This is a genomic window from Bathymodiolus japonicus methanotrophic gill symbiont, from assembly GCF_019721995.1.
Classification (GTDB): Bacteria; Pseudomonadota; Gammaproteobacteria; order Methylococcales; family Methylomonadaceae; genus Methyloprofundus.
Map to the genome: position 1 here is coordinate 1 of NZ_BLYC01000051.1, position 19,316 is coordinate 19,316.

The following is a 19,316-nucleotide window of genomic DNA, read 5'->3' on the forward strand; positions in this document are numbered from 1 at the left end:
TGATCGATACAGAACTTGCCCATAAAAACAAAGGACATTATAATTAACTTCCTTTTATGCGGTCACTTGTCATTAAATGACTTCCTGCCCAGATTTATTGCTATGAATAACTTTGAATTTACCCATTCGTTCCCTGCAGTAAGAGGTATACAAGCAGGCAAACCTTGTTATATAGCGATGTGTCCAATGCGGCTTGTCCCCACCTTGTTCCAATTTGATGGAGAGGAAGTACCTCCAGAGCTACGCGCTCAAAGGACAATAAATAAGAGTAGAATACCAGAAATCACTTCTTACCTTGTAGATAGTCCAACTGATTATACTCTTTCCTCTTTGACCGCATCAGTCAATGCGATGGTTAATTTTGAACCTTTAAGCGATACAGGAATTGGACAAAACATGGGAGCATTACTTATCCCCATGGACGCACAAATTTTAATCAACGATGGTCAGCATCGTAGAGCAGCCATTGAGCAAGCCATCAAAGAAAACCCTGAACTTGGTCACGACAATATTTCTGTTCTATTCTTTATTGACGAAGGACTTCATCGCAGTCAACAAATGTTTGCTGATTTAAACAAACATGCAGTTCGACCAAGCGACTCTATTAGCACTCTTTATGATTACAGAGATTCACTCTCTGGCTTAGCCCGTCACCTATCAAACGAAGTTAATATATTTTCTCGTATGACTGAATTAGAAAAGTCTAGCATATCTAACAGGAGTTCCAAGCTATTTACTTTAAGCAGTATAAAAAACGCTAGTAAATCACTTCTACGCAAAGGCGTTAAAGATTTAATTACTGAAGAAGATACTTTATTAGCCACTGTTTTTTGGTCTGAAGTCACTCAAAATATGTCTGACTGGATAAAGGCTAAAGATAAAAAATTAATGACATCAGAATTACGTGAACAATACATTCATGCACATGGCGTGATGCTACAAGCAATGGGAAATATTGGTGCTGATTTATTAAGTAATTTTGAATCTGACTGGAAAAAAAGGTTAACAAACCTATCAAAAATCGACTGGTCTCGACAAAATAAAGACTGGGAAGGTCGTGCTTTAGTCCATGGGCGTGTTAGTAAAGCACGGACTAATGTTCTTCTAACAGGCAATTATATCAAACAGCATTTAGACATCCCCTTAAATGACATCGAAGAACAATTAGAACAAGAATTTCACTCATGACAACAACAGAGGAAACCTTTATTTACCCAACCCACCAAGCTATGGTGAGTGACTTGTCTATTGCGGGTCGCAAGTTATCAGAAATAACTAAGGAAATTCAATCACTATACTTATCTGACCAACGCCTTTGGATTATTGGTTTTAGTGGAGGTAAGGATTCAACCACTATCCTTTCTTTAATTTATAACGCTTTATTGGAGCTACCTAAAGATAAGCTAACAAAACATATCTATGTGGTTTCATCTGACACATTGGTTGAAACCCCCGTAGTTGTTGATATTATTTTATCCGTTCTGGATCGAATCAATCAACAAGCAGTAGCCGATCACTTACCTATGACTGCACACCCTGTTAGACCCAAGCCCGATCAAACATTTTGGGTTAATTTACTAGGCCGTGGTTATCCTGCACCTACGCAAACCTTCAGGTGGTGTACAGAACGAATGAAAATAAACCCTGTTAGTGAATTTATTTTAGACAAAGTTGCAACATTTGGTGAAGTGATTGTTGTTTTAGGGTCTCGCTCTTTAGAGAGTTCATCAAGAGCTCAAGTTATCGCAAACTATCAAATCAAAGGGTCTCTTTTATCCAGACACTCATCCTTACCTAATGCGTTCACTTATATGCCCATTGCCACTTGGTCGGCTGATGAAGTTTGGGAATACTTAATGAGTGCACCTTGTCCATGGGAAGGTACAAACCGACAATTATTTGAATTATATAAGGGCTCAAACGCGGGTGAGTGCCCTCTAGTTATTGATACGAGCACCCCATCTTGTGGTAATTCACGTTTTGGTTGTTGGACTTGTACCGTTGTTACTAAAGATAAAGCCATTGAAGGCTTAATTCAAACAGGCGAAACATGGATGCAGCCTATTTTAGATTTTAGAAACGAACTTCATTTTTCAACATTACCTGAGAATAAACCGACTTATAGAAACTATAAAAGACGAATTGGGAAGGTCAGTTATATCAAAGGAGAAATTACAGAAGAAAGAAACACCCAAGCCAAACATATACCAGGCCCTTACTGGATGTCAGTTAGAAAAAAGTGGTTAGAGCAGTTATTAAAAATTGAAAAAGATATTTGTGATTCAACACGAAAAATTGAGTTAATTCAAAAAGATGAACTTAAACAAATTCGTCAATTTTGGTTACGCGACCCTAATGAGCCAGACTGGGCAGATTCTTTACCTGCTATTTATCGTTCTGTTTATGGTAAAGATCTTAACTGGGTAGAAAATGATGCGGGGGCCTTTACTGAACCTGATGCAATATTATTAAAAGAAATTGAATCAGAACATGGTGCACCCGCTGAAATGGTGATGAAATTAATTGATCTTGAATTGGCTATGACAGGGCTAAGCCGCAGAACAGGAATTTTAACTAAAATTGAAACAGTGTTGAAACAGGACTGGGGGACTTTGGAAGATATTAACCAAAGAAACACAGCCCCTGAAATGAAAAATATTTACCACGATAAGTTAGCTGATTTAAAACAGCGTTATGAGAGGATTAAATCTAATGATTTTAGAGTCATTAAAAGTAATTAACTTTAGAGTATTTAAAGGGACTCATGAATTTTCTTTGGCTCCTAAACCTCGTGACGGACAACAACCACCTATTATTTTATTTGGTGGATTAAATGGTGCAGGCAAAACAACAACACTTACCGCTATTCGTTTAGCTTTATATGGCCGTCAATCATTAGGTATTGGTACAACAATAAAATCTTACCATCAATTCTTGGCTGATTCATTGCACAGTTCAAAATCGACGAGAATTAAAGCTAATAATGCGGCTGTTGAGTTAGTGTTCAGTTATGCCAACTTAGGTGTGATTAGTAATTATCATGTTAAACGGTCTTGGACCATTACAGAAAATAAAGTCACAGAGTCTTTAAAAATATCACAAGATGGTCGCTCAATTGATAATTTAAATTATGATAAAGCACAAGGTTTTTTAAATGAGTTAATCCCTATATGTGTCTCTGATTTATTCTTTTTTGATGGTGAAAAAATTGCACAGTTAGCGGAAGATACAGAAGGTAATGCGCTGGGTGAATCATTTAAAAAACTGATCGGTTTAGACGTAATAGAAAAGTTAATTTCTGACATCAATATCTTTATTCGCAAACAAAATAAACAACAGTTATCAGATACTATTAAGTCTGAAATAAATATCCTTGAACAAACATTAAAGACGAAAGAACAGGCTATTGATGCAGAACAGGTTAATTATGAGTCAATAAAAATTTGTGTGATCCATGCCTCTAAACAAATTGATCAATTAACCAATAATCTAAATGCTCAAGGCGGTGCATGGGCAGAATCACGAGAAGAAGAAATAAAAAAACTTTCATCCTACAATGCTACAAAAGATATCCTGCAAGCCCAATTAAGAGAGAGTATTTCTGGCAACTTTCCTTTCTCCATTGCACCTGATTTTGTTAATCATTGTCTCAAGCAGTTAGTGATGGAAGAACAATCAAAGCAGAATAAAAATATAGCTAAAACACTATCAAAACATATTTATTCTCTTGAAAAAAGACTACTTACGGTGGTTGAGAAACCAGTCTTTGATTCTATAAAAAAAGAAATGGATAGTGAGTTTTCTGAATTACTCACTCCACAAGGAAGTGACAATATCATTCATGATGTTTCTCAATCATTACATAAGAAAATTGCATCTACTACCTTAGATGCAATAAATCATCAACAGCCAAAAGCAAATGAATTAGCGGAAGAGATCAACACGTTAATGAAAAATATTGACTCCGCAGGTATCAATATTGCCAGGGCACCAGAACAAGATCTACTGTCTCAACGGTTAAAAGAACTTAATGACGCACAAGAAGTTAAATCAGAATTAGCTATACAGCTATCTCAACAAAAAGAAAAAATCAAAGATTATTTGCGTAAAGCAATTGATACAGTAAGAGATTTAGATAAATTACATAATCAGTTTATTGATTCTGATGAAAGTAACAGAGCCCTGGATTATGCCCATAAAGCAAAATCGGCATTAACTGAGTTTTCTAAGCGTGTTGCTGTTAATAAAATAAAAAATGTTGAGTCTGAGTTTATTCAGTCTTTTAAGAACCTGTCCAGAAAATATGACATCAACATTAATGCTAAAATTGACCCCCATACCTTTTCAGTCACCTTGCTTAATGATTTTGGCAATGAGATACCTAAAGAGAGCCTATCAGCAGGTGAACGCCAAATATATGCAATTGCAATGCTTGATGCTTTGGCAAAAACTTCGGGCCGAAAACTCCCTATCATTATTGATACGCCTTTAGGACGGCTTGATTCAAAGCATCGTAAAAAGTTAGTTGAAAACTATTTCCCTAGTGCCAGTCATCAGGTCATTATTCTTTCAACAGACACGGAAATAGGAAAAACATACCTTGCATCACTTGATGAGCATATATCGCATAAAATCATGCTTGATTATGACTTTTCCAATGGCTCTAGTCATATAGAAAGTGGTTATTTTTGGAAAACATCGGAGGTGGCAGTGTGATCCCTAACCGAATTAAGCTATCTAAAAAAGCAACAGATAAACTACGTTTTTTAAAGGCCAAAACAGGTCTAACCTCTAACATATTGTCACGTATAGCAATTATGCTTGCAATTAGAGAGGGCGGTGACTTATCTAACGCGGGGGTTGGTAATATGGAGGGAGGGCAAGAACTAAACGACACTACATTTTTTGGTGAACATATTTATCTCTACGATATTCTGATTAATCAATACATTCATGATAAACAGTTGGATTTAAGTATAGGTGAAACAATTGTTGCTATGGTTGAGGTGGGCGTATTTAAAATGGGACATATTAGACAACTTGAGGAGTTGAGTGATTTGTAATGGTTCTGTCGCAAAAAAAACGAATGTGTGTAAGAATGGGGTATTGTGCATAAACGCGATATTTTTCGCTTAACGCACTGTAAGGCTTACAATACTCACTATACAGAGGTACTACGTTTTTACGAAGCCTAGCTTCACTTCTCCTCTGTAATTTACGGCTGCAAAAAATCCCCTTAAATTTAGATATATTATGTTTCTAAATGCACTTTTCTGGCTAGCGCTGAAAAATCATGGCTGTTTTCAGAGTCAGCAAAGGAACAAAATCCAGAAAAATTGATATGAAACCAGGCTACAGGCGATATTCGTTCTAACGCCTCTAGATTTTCCAAGCACCTTTCGTACTCATTGGATTCTTTGAGTTCTGAGAGAATTTGAGCGTTATAGGGGGCAACGCAGAATTCGGAACATAAAGGACAGCGCAATAGGTAAAGCCATTCGTTACACTATTAACCTATAATCCCCCAGCAAATCCAGACAAGAAATCAAAGCAATCTTATTCCAAATTAGTTACTATTTGTAAAAAATTGGAGTATTAAAATGAGCAGAAAAAGAACGGTCTACAGTGCTGAATTTAAAAGCAAGTTGGTATTAGAAGTTTTAAAGAATGAAAAAACACTGCAAGAAATTGCCAGTGCAAATAACATCACACCTAAGAACCTACAAAACTGGAAAAAAATATTCTTAGACAATGCAGAAATAGCAATGGAGCCCTCCAAAGCCGTTAAAGATTACAAAGAGGATCTATTAGCAGCTCAAGAACAAAATGAGATGCTCACAAAAATCGTAGGAAAAATGACGGTTGAAAAGGAGTGGCTCGAAAAAAAGCTAAAAAGCTTGGACTCATCTGATAGAAAACAGTTGATTGAGCCCAAGCTTAACACTCTACCTCTAACACAGCAGTGTGCATTATTAGGATTAAATAGAAGCAATCTCTATTACAAAAAAAGAGAGAATAAAAAGAAAGAAGAGATCAAAACTCAGATTAATCACATTTTTAAAGACATCCCTATTTATGGTGCGGCTAAAGTACACCAGCAGTTGCTTGAAGGTGGTTTTAAAGTCAGTTTAAACACGGTGGCGAGTTATCGGCAGCAGATGGGCTTGAAAGCCGTATTAGCGGTAAAACAAGTCAATACAACGATCCCCATAAAAGAACATAAAAAATATACTTATAAGCTTAGAGATCTTGATATATCACACGCTAACCAAGTTTGGAGTACAGATATAACCTATATTAAAACCAAAGAAGGGATGGTTTATTTAGCGGCGATTATTGATTGGCACTCAAAAGCAGTGCTCGCCCATAAAATATCAAACACAATGGATTCTTTTTTAGTTATGGATGTATTAGATGAAGCGCTTTCTCTCTACGGAACACCTGAAATTTTTAATACGGATCAAGGCAGTCAATACACCAGTGAAATTCATACCCAACGACTAAAAAACAAAGGCATTACTATTTCTATGGATGGAAAAGGACGAGCAACGGATAATATTTGTATTGAACGGTTTTGGCGAAGTGCAAAATGTGAGCGTATTTATTTAAATGAATATGGTTCAATTAGAGCGTTAATAGAAGATGTTGATGACTATATTGAGTTTTATAATCATCAACGGTTTCATGAAACCCTGGACTATAAAAAACCAATGAATGTATATAGAGAAAGTATTTTAGCTAATGAACAGCAGAATGAAGCGGCTTAGGAATATGGAATAAGGATTGTTGAAAAATCTGTCTTGACTCTTTGGGGTGCTATATCATGACACCCTCATAGCCATCATGATTTTCAGTTTCTTTGTCGAAGTGCCATTCACAAGCAGTAAAATTCGATTTAGAAAGTTTTTTTTTCATAATATTGCTCCTCTATACCCAAACAACTTCAAGACGGTTCTTTTGCAAAAAAACAAATGTTTGTGAAAACTCAACCACTATGCACTGAAAGGGTTCGGTCGCAAACCAATCAATAAAAAACGGTAGTACTTCAACTTTTAAGATGTCCTCTGAAAAAAAAACATCACAAATGTGTAACTACTCAGCGTGTTTTTTAACTTTAAAATCAAATGGATATATTTTAATTTAACCTGACTTTAGTCATTTTCACCCGCTGAAAATCATCACTTCGCTTAGGCTCCGTTTCCCTGATTTTCAGCGGATGCACCAACAATAGCTGGATACCACCTATTCTCGCTATTAATTTTTGATGTTTCAGCAATTAATTTTGCAATTTACGCCTGTATTTTTTCATGCTGAGCAAGTTCTTCTTTAGTTGCTTGATTACTCATTATTACCCCTTTACTTTTGTTCGTTATTTTTCATGTCTTTCCAGCTCCAGATAGCCAAAAAGTATAACAACTGAAAGAACCGCTAAACCTACAAATATTTGATTAAACATCTTTAAGCTACTTTAGATAGTGATAGGTTTAAACCTAATCGTACTGAAAAATCAAACAACATATCTAAACGAAATCCGTTAATTTTCCCTTTTCTCAAGGCTGATACTCTAGGCTGAGTGGTTTCTAAAATAAGGGCTAATTCTTTCTGTGTTTGCCTGCCTTCATTAATTTTGGCGTTAATCTCACTCATTAATTGAGATCGTAGCTTTAAGTTTTTGCGCCTAACAGGATCATCCTCTAACGCATCAAACACATCATCAAATATTTCATTTGCCATTTTCAACTTCCTCCAATACTAACTTTAATCGCTGCTTGGCTAAATCTAAATCTTTTTTAGCGGTCTTTTCTGTTTTCTTTTGAAAAGCATGTAATACAATTACTCGCTCCAAATACTTAACCACATAAACAACTCTAAAAATTCCTTGCTCATCTTTTACCCGTATTTCTTTTACACCCACTCCAATGCTTGACATTGGCTTCCAATCTGTTGGCTCATTGCCTTTTTGAACTTCTCGCAACTCATAACCAGCTTCGTTACGAGCCGCTTCAGGGAAACCTCTTAAATCCTTTAATGAAGTCCCCTTAAATTCTATTTGTTTCATCTTTAGTTTTTCCTAATATCCACATGTAATTATATCAATAGATATATAAACATACAAGTATCAGTATTAACTTGATCCCATGCTTTCATTACCTACTTCGGGGGAATCACCCCAATCAATCAATTCTTGATGTATTGGGGCTGTTTGGTTCTGTCGCAATAATTATCAAAAGCACATACCTCCTGGTCTTCAGGCATAACTATCCTGCTAAAGCCATAAACTGCTTATAAGCAGGAATATTTTCCTCAGACAATTGCCCCTTTGGGATGATATGTGCCGTTTCAATTCCATCAATTGTTGCTTGGGCGGAGTGAAACGCTTTAAAGCCCATCATTTGAAAGTGAGTGCCTTTGAAGCTGAGCATATGATCTACCTTTTATTGAAATTGAGAATTATGATGGCAGATAACGTAGGGAAGGGGGGGGGTATGCGACAGAACCGCCTAAATTTATACTGTTTTCTCTCGATCAATAATATTCTTCACTGTTGATGCGTGCCATTTACCCCCGCGTCTCGTTTTTACGCCTAGTTTATTTAATTCATTAGCCACATTCCCCATTGATAAGCCTTTAATCCGATACCCCTCGATAATGTCGCTTACGGTTCTAGCGAAGTCACTGGCTAGCTCCTTGTTTATTTCATTGCTCTTTAGCCGTGCTTCATCTAAATTTGTTTGATTACCTAGTTGAACCCCTCGCGCCTTTAATATTTGTAGAGCCGCCTTTGTTCTAGTGCTAATCAACTCCCGTTCCTTTTCGGATAGAGCCGCGTATAGGTGGAGCATAAAGGTGTCTGCGTCTCTTCCAAGTTGTGCTGCAATGAATGGGGTTTTATTTGCCATTAGCGATGATATAAAAGCAACATCGCGACCTAGTCTGTCTAACTTATTCACAATGATATAAGCTGATTCCTTTTTAGCGCAATTTAATGCTTGAGATAATACAGGGCGTTTCTCTAAAGCATCAAACCCTTTTCCGCTTTCCACTTCGGATAATATCTTGATTAACTCAATACCCTCATTTTTACAGAATTCCTTTATATTCGATTCTTGAACCTTTAGCCCTAACCCACTTCTTCCTTGTTCAGAGGTTGATACTCTTACGTAACCTATAGCTTTCTTAATCATAATCACACCTTTTTATTTAGTTATACAAATTATAAACGGTGGTTTATAATATGTATATGCAACTAAAAACGCATCGTTGCTTAGTGAACAGAAAGAGAGTTAAATTATTCTGGGGGAAACTTATAGCCTCACTGATGAGCTACAGAATTAGCAAGGAGATACAAAATGAATGAAGACGCCTTAGCAAACTTAAAAGAAGATTTTACTTATTTTCGTGAGCATTGCATCGATATTAGAAGTGACTTTAATACTTATCATAATTTGTTTGACCCTGCCAATTTTGATCTGTTAGAAAAAATATCAGGAACTTTTTTTGGGGAAATAAACTCAATTTTAATTAGAAACTGGATTCTATGCGTTTGTAACTTGGTGGATCGTAAATCAACTCGGGTAAACAGAGAAACTCGTAACAACATTTCAATTAATCTAATAAATGCTCAAATTGAGGAGCAGTTTGATGGTGATAAATGGCGTAAACAAATTGACTCTATTACTACTTTGACAACAAATATAACGGATTATGGAAAAAAATTAAGTCCAGCACGTAATAGAATTATTGCTCATTCTGATAAAAACACCTATAAAAAAGGTCTTGTACTTGTCGAAACATCAAAGAAAGATCTCGATAATTTTATTGGGAATATTCAAGAGTATTGTGATCTTGTTGGAAACCTAATAGGAGTAGGGGCGTTAGACTTCCGTTGTTCTTCTGGCCAAGGGGATGTTCTTGATTTTGTAGGCTTCCTAAGTGATGTAAAGAAAATGCTGTTGACCACGGACGAAGATGATCAACAAATATTGTTCGCTAACCTGAAAGACAAGCTTTCGCAAGAATAGCGACTCCCCCAGTATTTACAGGTTTGTATTCCTGGGCTCATACGCATCCCACAGACGTTTAACGCAATCGCTTACGCTTACTTTTTCCATGATTTTCAGCGAAAGAATGACATCTTTTGGGAAGTGAGTGCCTTTGAAGCTGAGCATATGATCTACCTTTGTATTGAAATTGAGAATTATGATAGCAGATAACGTCGGGAAATGGGGAGTCGCTATTTTTGCGAAAGCTTGTTTTGGGCATCCCAGCCCAAGCAAGCAGCAAAAACTTAACGCGACCACTTATGCCTCCGGCGGCCCCGATTCGTCCTCGTCACCTCGTCCCGACCCAACAAGGGGTCGGAACATAGGCTCCAAATGACTTGACGCCGTGTCGGATGGCCTTTTATTTTGTCTCCACCTTCGCTAACGCTCAGACTCCGACAAAATAACGGCCCTACGGCTATCGCGGACTAAAAATCATCACTTCGCTTAGGCTCCGTTTCCCTGATTTTCAGCGAAGGAATATATACCTATTAGTACAATAAGTACTGGTTGTATTTGTTTTAATATAAAATATATTTATAGTGTTTTTGTGTGTATTAATAAATGTATTGTTTTTAATGTATTTATTAAAGGTATTGTAATTTATTTAAGTATTGGTTATATTGTGTTCAATGTTTTTATTATATGTAGGGGAAACAATAAAAATGATTATTTCATTATTAAACCAAAAAGGCGGGGTGGGAAAATCAAGCCTTGCTCGTGCGTTGGCGGTTGAGTTTGCGCGTAATAAATGGGCGGTACATGTCGCAGACCTTGACGGGAAACAACAAACATCTTTCTTGTGGGGGGAGCGGCGCAAAGAGAGCGGGGTAGAGCCTTCTATTGATGTTTCTTTGTATTCAGAGCCTAAAACCGCACTAAAAGCCGCGAATAATGCGGATGTTCTTATAGTGGACGGCAAAGCCTTTGCTGATACTCACGCCTTGCCGATAGCCCAAAAAAGTGACCTGATTATAATACCCGTGGGAATTTCAGTGGATGATTTAGAGCCGTCTTTAAAACTGGCCGTTGAATTTGTTAATAAGGGTATAGATAGAGCCTCTATTGTGTTTGTCGTGTGTAGAGTTCCTGACAAGGGCGATAAAGAGGCCATGAATACCCGCGCCAGTATCGAGGCTTGGAATTTTTCCGTGGTGCGTGGCTGGATTCCCATGAAATCGGCATATTCTCAAGCTATGGATAAGGGCTTATCCTTTACGGAAACGCCTTTTAAGAGCTTAAGCGACAAAACAAATAAAATCATAGAACAATTATTTAACAAAGCAACAGAGCAACAAACAGCGAAGCAGGGGAGCGCATAACATGGCAAATCTAAAACCACCAGTAAGCAAAAAAACAGACACAAAAGGCAAAACAGGGCTTGACCCTAACACGATTGATTTAAAGGAGGCCATACTAGCCAAAGCCAAGCCAGCAGCAGCGACAGAACAAACGCCGCCTAGCTCGCTTGTTCTCATGCAAATAAGAGTACCAGAGAGCGCAAGAAATGAGTTTAAGGCGTATGCATCAATGCGTAGTAAGTCAATGAATGTCTTGTTTTTGGAGATGTTCGAGGAATTTAAATCCCGAAATAATGGCGCATGACCCGAAGTAATAAAGGTTCAAATTAATAGAAAATAAGGCTCTGTCGCATAAATCCCCTCATGTCTCATCTGGTAGGGTATAGAGGAATAGTGATGGATCTTTTGATACTGCGGAATTAATCCGTGTGTATGGTGATCTGAAACAAAATACAACGTCAAAGGTTACAAAAACATCCGTACCAGTGGTGCAGGTTGAGTATAATCCCCCAGCAAATCCAGACAAGAAATCAAAGCAATCTTATTCCAAATTAGTTACTATTTGTAAAAAATTGGAGTATTAAAATGAGCAGAAAAAGAACGGTCTACAGTGCTGAATTTAAAAGCAAGTTGGTATTAGAAGTTTTAAAGAATGAAAAAACACTGCAAGAAATTGCCAGTGCAAATAACATCACACCTAAGAACCTACAAAACTGGAAAAAAATATTCTTAGACAATGCAGAAATAGCAATGGAGCCCTCCAAAGCCGTTAAAGATTACAAAGAGGATCTATTAGCAGCTCAAGAACAAAATGAGATGCTCACAAAAATCGTAGGAAAAATGACGGTTGAAAAGGAGTGGCTCGAAAAAAAGCTAAAAAGCTTGGACTCATCTGATAGAAAACAGTTGATTGAGCCCAAGCTTAACACTCTACCTCTAACACAGCAGTGTGCATTATTAGGATTAAATAGAAGCAATCTCTATTACAAAAAAAGAGAGAATAAAAAGAAAGAAGAGATCAAAACTCAGATTAATCACATTTTTAAAGACATCCCTATTTATGGTGCGGCTAAAGTACACCAGCAGTTGCTTGAAGGTGGTTTTAAAGTCAGTTTAAACACGGTGGCGAGTTATCGGCAGCAGATGGGCTTGAAAGCCGTATTAGCGGTAAAACAAGTCAATACAACGATCCCCATAAAAGAACATAAAAAATATACTTATAAGCTTAGAGATCTTGATATATCACACGCTAACCAAGTTTGGAGTACAGATATAACCTATATTAAAACCAAAGAAGGGATGGTTTATTTAGCGGCGATTATTGATTGGCACTCAAAAGCAGTGCTCGCCCATAAAATATCAAACACAATGGATTCTTTTTTAGTTATGGATGTATTAGATGAAGCGCTTTCTCTCTACGGAACACCTGAAATTTTTAATACGGATCAAGGCAGTCAATACACCAGTGAAATTCATACCCAACGACTAAAAAACAAAGGCATTACTATTTCTATGGATGGAAAAGGACGAGCAACGGATAATATTTGTATTGAACGGTTTTGGCGAAGTGCAAAATGTGAGCGTATTTATTTAAATGAATATGGTTCAATTAGAGCGTTAATAGAAGATGTTGATGACTATATTGAGTTTTATAATCATCAACGGTTTCATGAAACCCTGGACTATAAAAAACCAATGAATGTATATAGAGAAAGTATTTTAGCTAATGAACAGCAGAATGAAGCGGCTTAGGAATATGGAATAAGGATTGTTGAAAAATCTGTCTTGACTCTTTGGGGTGCTATATATTAAGCTTATTATTCCAGTCCTCAAAACCTTTCTCATTGTTAACTTTTTTGTCACGTTTCGTCATTACTTCAAATACATAAATTCCTTTTACAAGAGCATCTTCAAGATAGCCAAAAGTGGCTACTGTTCGACCTAAATGCTCCCAAAAGTCGGCTTGATGTTTATGTGTTGGATACCCTTTAGGTATTTTTTCTTTATCTATCATTTAAGTTTATTTCATGGATAAAAAAGTCGATGTCATTCAGGCGATGATATTGCCACAGGAGTAAGTACCCCTACGATGTTCAATACAGATCAATGGGTACAGTTCACAAGCTTTTCACTCACAAATGAATGACTATCAGACTGTACCTTGATTTGCGATCTGGCTTAAAACGTTATTTCTAGTTTTATAACCAAGAGAGACTGCACCAAAGCTTGGATTATCACACACCAAGCGAGGTACGTTTTTTATGAGAATGTTAGATATTTTTCCTAATTATTTGGAGAAAATGGTCTTGACAATAGGGGCCGCTTTAGACCCCAGTTGGCCTTGCCGATATTTCTCTTATTAAGTAATCAACTTGTTTTTCAAGCACTTTATTAGCAATAGCGTAATCATTAAATAGTGGGCTTAAAATAATAAGAGGAAGCCAAATGATCTTAATTATTTTTTCTGAAGCTGATGCAGAAAATACCTCATTATTTTTTTCTATAATAAACACCGACATATCTGAGTAGTAATCAGAAATTACGGGTATTGACATCACTGTTAGGCCTGACAAATAACCGAGAAGAAAGCCTTCCTCTTCTTTCGTTCCGCTAATAATGATTTGAAAATAGAAATGCTTTGATTCTTTTTTGATAAAAGGTGCATATAATATTTTTTTGTATAGCCCTGTAGCTCTCAATTTTTCTTTAACTTCCTCTACAATGTCTTCTTTACTTAGCGCATCAAAACGTCCTATCTCACTTATTAAGTCTACCGAAAACGAGATGTCTTGAAGAGATACAGTATCAGAATCAGTGTATCTTGAAGTCGTCGAGACAGTTTCTGGAGTGTAACCACGACTAAAAGTAGCGCAACCCGTGTTAATAATAATAACAAGACATACTACCAGTTTTCTAGTTAGTGACATTACCTAATTTCCCTTTGATCATAAATACTGCTTTTTGCCTATACTCTCTAACGGTATATTCTCCCTGAATTTCCAGACTACCGTGCGTGGTTGAAGTGCCTGTATAAGAAATACCTGTAGAAACCCTGCCAGAGTGATATGAAGTGTTACTTGTAGGAACAGAGATAGAATACCTATGAGAAATATCGGAAATTTCCTTCGACTGGATAATAATGATACTTGCCCCTATTTTATTGGCAAGATCAATAGCTTTTGTTCTCGCCTCCCACTCCCCATCAAATTTTGAGTCCCCCAAAACAACGTAATTTCTATTTTTATAGTCGGCTACTTTTTTATTTATGTCATTAGTTTCAATAAGTTTTGGTAAAACTAAGGTGGGGATATTTTGTCTCTCGTTACTAGCATAGCTTCCGTAATAAGTAACAAAACGATTTCTAAAGTGATGTTTAGAGCATCCGGATAATACAATAGTTATTAAAACCAATATTAAGATATTCTTTTTTATCATTAAATTCTGTATAAGGATTACGCAGTGATGGAAGGATTGAATTATGGCAGAATATTTTTATTGGTTCTGTCGCAAAAACCAAAATAGCCTATTACCTACGATCATAAGATTTAATTTCCATCAGTGTTCCCATTGAAAGAAGAAGTACCTAAACAAAGCAGCCTATAACCTACCTGAAGGTAGCACCACTCGAATATTTCCATCTTTTTGATTTTAATCACTTATAACAGCAAAATAGACACTCTGTAGGCACCGTAAAAAAACAACAAATAATTTCAAATAAAGCTTGCAATTGCCGAAAAAATTTTTCTAAAAATTTCCGTTTTAATCACCTCATAAACGGATATCACCCATGCTTAAAGACCTACCACTCTCTGAACATATTCACCAACACTGCAATGAAAGTATGGAACGTGCCCTGTTAGCAGAGCGTCATCCTTTGTGGGCTCGTTCATGCCCAGAGTTGAAGGATATCGACTTTATTCGCCTTGGGTTATTACGCTGTATCAGTGTAGTCGATAGTGGTCGCCATTTCCTCCAAACCAATGAACAGATTTATGGCCAGCTGCTTCCCCACTCAACGTATTTTAAATCACTGAAGTCGCATAGACGAACAAGTATGCTTGAGGCATTTGAACAGCAGAGCTATCATCTTCACGCTGAAACACTGCTGTCGCAAGGCATTGATTATCTTAAAGCATTCCCGGAACTTGACGAATACACCATAGAAGCAGCGGATGGACATTTTATTGATCATGCCTGCCATACTGAAAAAAACAGCAAGGGGAAAGTTTATGCGGCTGGGGGGATTTACGCGTTGAATCTCAGAAGTGGGTTGCTCAGATTTCTTTGTCTGGTGACAAACGGAACTCAGAGGCATCAAGAAATACCTGTGTTACGAGATCATATTGAAAAGCAAAACAAGGGAAATAACAGCTCTCAGAAACATCTCTATGTCTACGATAAAGCCGTCACCGACTTTGTCTGGTGGGATCGGCAGAAACGACATGCTAATTACATGATTTCAATGCTAAAAGAAAATTCAATTGCGACTCTGGTTGAGTCTATCCCTTTTGACTCCCGCCATGAGATCAATACAGGGGTTGAAGCATACAGTGTGTACGAAAACAAGGGCATCAAATTTAACGTGGTGGATTACCGTGATCCAGAAACCGGAAAACTTCACCGGTTTGTGACAACCTTGCCAATGACTATTAACCCTGGAACCATTGCCATGCTGTATTTCAAGCGATGGACGATTGAAAAGACATTCAATAACACTAAAAGTAATTTCAAGGAAACTAAAGCTTGGTCTTCCAATACCCGCTCACTTGAAAATCAAATGCGCCTGACTGCAATGAGCTATAATTTAATGCGCGTATTTGAAGAGATTTCAAAAACACAACAGCCAGAATTGATTCATCCATCGGATAAAAAATATAGCGAGGCTCTGGAGATAAGGCAGCAACAGGCTCAAAAACGAGATCGTTTTGTGAATCCATTATTTTTCCAGGCAAGAATATCTCGTATCAGCTCGTATACCATTCGGGCAGTTCAAAACGCAATAATAACAGGAATGTCTTTACAGTGCTTTATGAGCTCTCTTGTGGCGAGGTTAGTTTCACGGCCTCAATTGATAGGGGAACACTGATGGATAGATTAGTGTCTTTCGGTAAAGCTACATTCGGCAAGAATGAGGATAAATGTAGATTGAGCTTCAATAAATCTATATTCGGGGAGGGAGACGTTTCTTTCAAAAACGTCAAGTTTTATGCGGATGAAGTTAGTTTTGAGTACTGTGAATTTAAAGGGCATGTCTTGTTTCAGTCATTGACTGACCAAAAGACATTGTCAAAATTTTCTTTACGTCATAGCAGTTTTGATAAATCTTTGGATATTTCAGACAATACATTTAACTGCATACCGGATTTAACCAATACAAAGTTAACCAATCAAGTGTCTCTAGATAGGATGGAAATATCGGATAATTATCCTCCGAAGGGTGATTTCGATAAAAGTGATGGAGAGCGTTTATGTCGCCTAAAAGAACTTGCAGAGGCTAATAAAAACCACCAACAGGCACTGGATTTTCATGTTATAGAAATGCGAGCCAAACGCTATAATACTAAGCTTATTAAGGGTAAAACACCTCATATGTGGCTGGACATACTTTTTGATTCGGGGAGTCGCTATTTTTGCGAAAGCTTGTTTTGGGCATCCCAGCCCAAGCAAGCAGCAAAAACTTAACGCGACCACTTATGCCTCCGGCGGCCCCGATTCGTCCTCGTCACCTCGTCCCGACCCAACAAGGGGTCGGAACATAGGCTCCAAATGACTTGACGCCGTGTCGGATGGCCTTTTATTTTGTCTCCACCTTCGCTAACGCTCAGACTCCGACAAAATAACGGCCCTACGGCTATCGCGGACTAAAAATCATCACTTCGCTTAGGCTCCGTTTCCCTGATTTTCAGCGGAGGTCTACTCATGCATCCTAGAAATGTTGTCGCCACAACAAAAAGATGGTTCTGTCGCAATAATTATCAAAAGCGCAGACCTCCTGGTCTTCAGGCATAACTATCCTGCTAAAGCCATAAACTGCTTATAAGCAGGAATATTTTCCCCAGACAACTGTCCCTTTCGGATCATATGTGCCGTTTCAATTCCACCAATGGTTGCTTGAGCATAGAATTTTAGCCTCCTCATTGCTATTTCTGCATTGTCTAAGAATATTTTTTTCCAGTTTTGTAGGTTCTTAGGTGCGATGTTATTTGCACTGGCAATTTCTTGCAGTGTTTTTTCATTCTTTAAAACTTCTAATACCAACTTGCTTTTAAATTCAGCACTGTAGACCGTTCTTTTTCTGCTCATTTTAATACTCCAATTTTTTACAAATAGTAACTAATTTGGAATAAGATTGCTTTGATTTCTTGTCTGGATTTGCTGGGGGATTATAGTGACAGGAGTCCCAGAATGTTGTGAGGTAGCATGGCGCGCCTGGGAGGCTAAAAATTTACCCCGAAAGCCGTTGGTAGCCATGACTGAGCTGCTTTGTGCTCAGTCTGTGGCGGACTCAGGGCGGCTGTAGCATCTCCTGTTCGGCTGCGTAGGAGAACGAGTTACCGCGACACAGGAGTCCCGGAATTTCGTGAGGTAGCATGGCGCGCCTGAAATATGGTGTAAATAGTTTGTCTCGTAACACCAAAATGTTTTGCTATGTCAGATTTCAATGCACCGCCGTTGAACATCGTTATTGCCATTTCCTTTTGTTGTTCATCAAGAGCTGAGGGCCTTCCTCCAATTCTTCCTTTTTTTCTAGCCGCCTCTAAGCCGGCTTTTACTCTATCTTTAATTAATGAGCGTTCGAATTCTGCAAGTGAGCCAAATATATTAAAAACAAGTTTGCCTGTGCTTGTAGTCGTGTCTATTGATTCAGTTAATGAAGTGAAACCGATTCCTTTATTTTCAAGATCATTTATAACTTCAAGTAAGTGTTGTAATGATCTTCCTAACCTGTCTAGTTTCCAGACAACCAGCGTATCAGCTTTCCTTAAAGACTTTAAACATTGTTCAAGTTCGGGTCTGTCTTTTTTACTTCCTGACGCTTTTTCCTTATAAATTATTTCGCAACCAGCTGCATTAAGCGCGTCTATTTGTAGTGATGTATCTTGAGAAGATGTTGAAACTCGAGCGTAACCTATTTTCATCTGTTTACTTTTTTAACATGGGTTTTATTAACTATAGCATGAGATAAGTTTTTTAACAGCCTTTTTTAACATTATTAACTATAAATAAGGTCTTGTTAATGGTGATTAGCTGTGTTTATGGCGATGTAAAAAATACACTTGTTTTTTTAACATAAACTATTGGAGCAACTGTCCGCTTCCATAGAGTTAACAGGTTTTAAAGTGGGAGAGTGAATTTCAGAGTCGAAATCTATTCCGAAATCCTAAGCCTATTAAAAACACAAGTACAAACGATAGCACGCCCTGAAATAGGCTTAAGAAATAGACCCCGTTCGGTATTATTGTTTCGCATGGAAATAACTTATCAAGAATAGCAATTGTGGTGCTACGTCCGGTAGGGACGAATGAAAATACCTGAGATAAAGAATACAAGAGCCCGTAACAGAAAGGAAAATAATCTAAGCTAGACTTATAAGCATAAATAAACGCACAGACAATAGTTAGTACAATAAGCGAGAGCACGGGGCGTATAATACTCTGGCCATAGAGACATGCTATCGCTGAAAATCAGGGAAACGGAGCCTAAGCGAAGTGATGATTTTTAGTCCGCGATAGCCGTAGGGCCGTTATTTTGTCGGAGTCTGAGCGTTAGCGAAGGTGGAGACAAAATAAAAGGCCATCCGACACGGCGTCAAGTCATTTGGAGCCTATGTTCCGACCCCTTGTTGGGTCGGGACGAGGTGACGAGGACGAATCGGGGCCGCCGGAGGCATAAGTGGTCGCGTTAAGTTTTTGCTGCTTGCTTGGGCTGGGATGCCCAAAACAAGCTTTCGCAAAAATAGCGACTCCCCGAA

General features: G+C 37.7%; 22 protein-coding genes and 3 pseudogenes. 13 read left to right on the forward strand and 12 right to left on the reverse strand.

Annotation, left to right across the window (positions count from 1 at the left end; all coding sequences use genetic code 11):
- The first annotated feature begins 102 nt into the window (after positions 1 to 102).
- From dndB to K6984_RS26540, 5 genes are all read left to right on the forward strand, one after another.
- Positions 103 to 1,188: a DNA sulfur modification protein DndB gene (dndB, locus tag K6984_RS26520; protein ID WP_221898134.1), complete on the forward strand. Its 1,086-nt coding sequence runs from the start codon at positions 103 to 105 to the stop codon at positions 1,186 to 1,188.
- Positions 1,185 to 2,741 carry a DNA phosphorothioation system sulfurtransferase DndC gene (gene dndC / locus K6984_RS26525; protein ID WP_221898135.1) on the forward strand — a complete coding sequence of 519 codons (1,557 nt, stop codon included), beginning with the start codon at positions 1,185 to 1,187 and terminating at the stop codon, positions 2,739 to 2,741. Before dndB ends, dndC begins: the two co-directional genes overlap by 4 nt.
- Positions 2,695 to 4,716: a DNA sulfur modification protein DndD gene (dndD, locus tag K6984_RS26530; protein ID WP_221898136.1), complete on the forward strand. Its 2,022-nt coding sequence runs from the start codon at positions 2,695 to 2,697 to the stop codon at positions 4,714 to 4,716. The genes dndC and dndD overlap by 47 nt, the downstream gene beginning before the upstream one ends.
- Positions 4,689 to 5,063, forward strand: a complete 375-nt coding sequence (locus K6984_RS26535) for a DndE family protein (protein WP_147774193.1) — start codon at positions 4,689 to 4,691, stop codon at positions 5,061 to 5,063. Before dndD ends, K6984_RS26535 begins: the two co-directional genes overlap by 28 nt.
- Positions 5,064 to 5,600: 537 nt before the next feature.
- Positions 5,601 to 6,767: an IS3 family transposase gene (locus tag K6984_RS26540; RefSeq protein WP_087870166.1), complete on the forward strand. Its 1,167-nt coding sequence runs from the start codon at positions 5,601 to 5,603 to the stop codon at positions 6,765 to 6,767.
- A 691-nt stretch (positions 6,768 to 7,458) separates the two neighbouring features.
- Here K6984_RS26540 and K6984_RS26545 read toward each other — a convergent pair.
- The 4 genes and pseudogenes from K6984_RS26545 to K6984_RS26560 all read right to left on the reverse strand — a co-directional run bounded on the left by K6984_RS26545 (position 7,459) and on the right by K6984_RS26560 (position 9,185).
- Positions 7,459 to 7,734, reverse strand: a complete 276-nt coding sequence (locus K6984_RS26545; protein ID WP_087871634.1) for a helix-turn-helix domain-containing protein — start codon at positions 7,732 to 7,734, stop codon at positions 7,459 to 7,461.
- Positions 7,724 to 8,059: a type II toxin-antitoxin system RelE/ParE family toxin gene (locus tag K6984_RS26550; RefSeq protein WP_087871633.1), complete on the reverse strand. Its 336-nt coding sequence runs from the start codon at positions 8,057 to 8,059 to the stop codon at positions 7,724 to 7,726. Before K6984_RS26550 ends, K6984_RS26545 begins: the two co-directional genes overlap by 11 nt.
- 199 nt (positions 8,060 to 8,258) lie before the next feature.
- Positions 8,259 to 8,393: pseudogene (locus tag K6984_RS26555) on the reverse strand (IS6 family transposase); the annotation flags it as partial.
- Between the two features lie 114 nt (positions 8,394 to 8,507).
- Complete coding sequence (locus K6984_RS26560) at positions 8,508 to 9,185, reverse strand: recombinase family protein (RefSeq protein ID WP_221897747.1); 678 nt, start codon at positions 9,183 to 9,185, stop codon at positions 8,508 to 8,510.
- A 165-nt stretch (positions 9,186 to 9,350) separates the two neighbouring features.
- On the opposite strand from K6984_RS26560, the gene K6984_RS26565 reads away from it, so the two are divergent.
- The 5 genes from K6984_RS26565 (at position 9,351) to K6984_RS26580 (ending at position 13,096) form a co-directional block, all read left to right on the forward strand.
- Positions 9,351 to 10,022, forward strand: a complete 672-nt coding sequence (locus tag K6984_RS26565) for an AbiU2 domain-containing protein (RefSeq protein ID WP_221898137.1) — start codon at positions 9,351 to 9,353, stop codon at positions 10,020 to 10,022.
- A gap of 218 nt (positions 10,023 to 10,240) precedes the next feature.
- Positions 10,241 to 10,369: a hypothetical protein gene (locus tag K6984_RS35120; RefSeq protein ID WP_263458596.1), complete on the forward strand. Its 129-nt coding sequence runs from the start codon at positions 10,241 to 10,243 to the stop codon at positions 10,367 to 10,369.
- Between the two features lie 339 nt (positions 10,370 to 10,708).
- Entirely contained in the window at positions 10,709 to 11,365 is a 657-nt protein-coding gene (locus K6984_RS26570) for a nucleotide-binding protein (protein WP_221901059.1), read from the forward strand.
- 1 nt (position 11,366) lies between these two features.
- Positions 11,367 to 11,648 (forward strand): hypothetical protein, encoded by a 282-nt coding sequence (locus K6984_RS26575; RefSeq protein WP_221898139.1) that lies wholly within the window; start codon positions 11,367 to 11,369, stop codon positions 11,646 to 11,648.
- 281 nt (positions 11,649 to 11,929) lie between these two features.
- Positions 11,930 to 13,096 (forward strand): IS3 family transposase, encoded by a 1,167-nt coding sequence (locus tag K6984_RS26580; protein WP_087870166.1) that lies wholly within the window; start codon positions 11,930 to 11,932, stop codon positions 13,094 to 13,096.
- 49 nt (positions 13,097 to 13,145) lie between these two features.
- On the opposite strand, the gene K6984_RS26585 is transcribed toward K6984_RS26580, so the two are convergent.
- From K6984_RS26585 to K6984_RS26595, 3 genes are all read right to left on the reverse strand, one after another.
- Complete coding sequence (locus K6984_RS26585; RefSeq protein WP_221898140.1) at positions 13,146 to 13,358, reverse strand: hypothetical protein; 213 nt, start codon at positions 13,356 to 13,358, stop codon at positions 13,146 to 13,148.
- A gap of 310 nt (positions 13,359 to 13,668) precedes the next feature.
- Positions 13,669 to 14,271, reverse strand: coding sequence for a hypothetical protein (locus tag K6984_RS26590; RefSeq protein ID WP_221897945.1), 603 nt, complete (start codon positions 14,269 to 14,271; stop codon positions 13,669 to 13,671).
- Positions 14,258 to 14,779 carry a hypothetical protein gene (locus K6984_RS26595; protein WP_221897944.1) on the reverse strand — a complete coding sequence of 174 codons (522 nt, stop codon included), beginning with the start codon at positions 14,777 to 14,779 and terminating at the stop codon, positions 14,258 to 14,260. Before K6984_RS26595 ends, K6984_RS26590 begins: the two co-directional genes overlap by 14 nt.
- Positions 14,780 to 15,131: 352 nt before the next feature.
- On the opposite strand from K6984_RS26595, the gene K6984_RS26600 reads away from it, so the two are divergent.
- Genes K6984_RS26600 through K6984_RS35125 form a run of 3 tightly spaced genes read left to right on the forward strand, consistent with a single transcriptional unit; the run spans position 15,132 to position 17,103 of the window.
- Positions 15,132 to 16,430 (forward strand): transposase, encoded by a 1,299-nt coding sequence (locus tag K6984_RS26600; RefSeq protein ID WP_221894571.1) that lies wholly within the window; start codon positions 15,132 to 15,134, stop codon positions 16,428 to 16,430.
- 59 nt (positions 16,431 to 16,489) lie between these two features.
- Positions 16,490 to 17,026 carry a hypothetical protein gene (locus tag K6984_RS26605; RefSeq protein WP_221898141.1) on the forward strand — a complete coding sequence of 179 codons (537 nt, stop codon included), beginning with the start codon at positions 16,490 to 16,492 and terminating at the stop codon, positions 17,024 to 17,026.
- Positions 16,975 to 17,103 (forward strand): hypothetical protein, encoded by a 129-nt coding sequence (locus K6984_RS35125; protein ID WP_263458596.1) that lies wholly within the window; start codon positions 16,975 to 16,977, stop codon positions 17,101 to 17,103. Before K6984_RS26605 ends, K6984_RS35125 begins: the two co-directional genes overlap by 52 nt.
- A 250-nt stretch (positions 17,104 to 17,353) precedes the next feature.
- Here the strand turns inward: K6984_RS35125 and K6984_RS36715 are convergent.
- From K6984_RS36715 to K6984_RS35130, 5 genes and pseudogenes are all read right to left on the reverse strand, one after another.
- Positions 17,354 to 17,461: pseudogene (locus K6984_RS36715) on the reverse strand (IS6 family transposase); the annotation flags it as partial.
- Positions 17,462 to 17,512: 51 nt separating this feature from the next.
- Positions 17,513 to 17,647 (reverse strand): annotated as a pseudogene (locus K6984_RS36720) (transposase); the annotation flags it as partial.
- A 30-nt stretch (positions 17,648 to 17,677) separates the two neighbouring features.
- Entirely contained in the window at positions 17,678 to 17,815 is a 138-nt protein-coding gene (locus K6984_RS26615) for a hypothetical protein (RefSeq protein ID WP_221898143.1), read from the reverse strand.
- 80 nt (positions 17,816 to 17,895) lie between these two features.
- Positions 17,896 to 18,483 carry a recombinase family protein gene (locus K6984_RS26620; RefSeq protein WP_221898144.1) on the reverse strand — a complete coding sequence of 196 codons (588 nt, stop codon included), beginning with the start codon at positions 18,481 to 18,483 and terminating at the stop codon, positions 17,896 to 17,898.
- Between the two features lie 686 nt (positions 18,484 to 19,169).
- Positions 19,170 to 19,298 carry a hypothetical protein gene (locus K6984_RS35130; protein WP_263458596.1) on the reverse strand — a complete coding sequence of 43 codons (129 nt, stop codon included), beginning with the start codon at positions 19,296 to 19,298 and terminating at the stop codon, positions 19,170 to 19,172.
- Positions 19,299 to 19,316 lie beyond the last annotated feature (18 nt).

Excerpts from the sequence above, each read along its gene's own strand:
- dndC (WP_221898135.1), top strand. The coding sequence starts at position 1,185 with ATGACAACAACAGAGGAAACCTTTATTTACCCAACCCACCAAGCTATG.
- dndB (WP_221898134.1), top strand. The coding sequence starts at position 103 with ATGAATAACTTTGAATTTACCCATTCGTTCCCTGCAGTAAGAGGTATA.
- K6984_RS26615 (WP_221898143.1), bottom strand. The coding sequence starts at position 17,815 with ATGGCTACCAACGGCTTTCGGGGTAAATTTTTAGCCTCCCAGGCGCGC.
- K6984_RS26620 (WP_221898144.1), bottom strand. The coding sequence starts at position 18,483 with ATGAAAATAGGTTACGCTCGAGTTTCAACATCTTCTCAAGATACATCA.
- K6984_RS26600 (WP_221894571.1), top strand. The coding sequence starts at position 15,132 with ATGCTTAAAGACCTACCACTCTCTGAACATATTCACCAACACTGCAAT.
- K6984_RS26570 (WP_221901059.1), top strand. The coding sequence starts at position 10,709 with ATGATTATTTCATTATTAAACCAAAAAGGCGGGGTGGGAAAATCAAGC.
- dndD (WP_221898136.1), top strand. The coding sequence starts at position 2,695 with ATGAGAGGATTAAATCTAATGATTTTAGAGTCATTAAAAGTAATTAAC.
- K6984_RS26565 (WP_221898137.1), top strand. The coding sequence starts at position 9,351 with ATGAATGAAGACGCCTTAGCAAACTTAAAAGAAGATTTTACTTATTTT.
- K6984_RS26595 (WP_221897944.1), bottom strand. The coding sequence starts at position 14,779 with ATGATAAAAAAGAATATCTTAATATTGGTTTTAATAACTATTGTATTA.
- K6984_RS26545 (WP_087871634.1), bottom strand. The coding sequence starts at position 7,734 with ATGGCAAATGAAATATTTGATGATGTGTTTGATGCGTTAGAGGATGAT.
- K6984_RS26590 (WP_221897945.1), bottom strand. The coding sequence starts at position 14,271 with ATGTCACTAACTAGAAAACTGGTAGTATGTCTTGTTATTATTATTAAC.
- K6984_RS26585 (WP_221898140.1), bottom strand. The coding sequence starts at position 13,358 with ATGATAGATAAAGAAAAAATACCTAAAGGGTATCCAACACATAAACAT.
- K6984_RS26575 (WP_221898139.1), top strand. The coding sequence starts at position 11,367 with ATGGCAAATCTAAAACCACCAGTAAGCAAAAAAACAGACACAAAAGGC.
- K6984_RS26580 (WP_087870166.1), top strand. The coding sequence starts at position 11,930 with ATGAGCAGAAAAAGAACGGTCTACAGTGCTGAATTTAAAAGCAAGTTG.
- K6984_RS26560 (WP_221897747.1), bottom strand. The coding sequence starts at position 9,185 with ATGATTAAGAAAGCTATAGGTTACGTAAGAGTATCAACCTCTGAACAA.
- K6984_RS26540 (WP_087870166.1), top strand. The coding sequence starts at position 5,601 with ATGAGCAGAAAAAGAACGGTCTACAGTGCTGAATTTAAAAGCAAGTTG.
- K6984_RS26550 (WP_087871633.1), bottom strand. The coding sequence starts at position 8,059 with ATGAAACAAATAGAATTTAAGGGGACTTCATTAAAGGATTTAAGAGGT.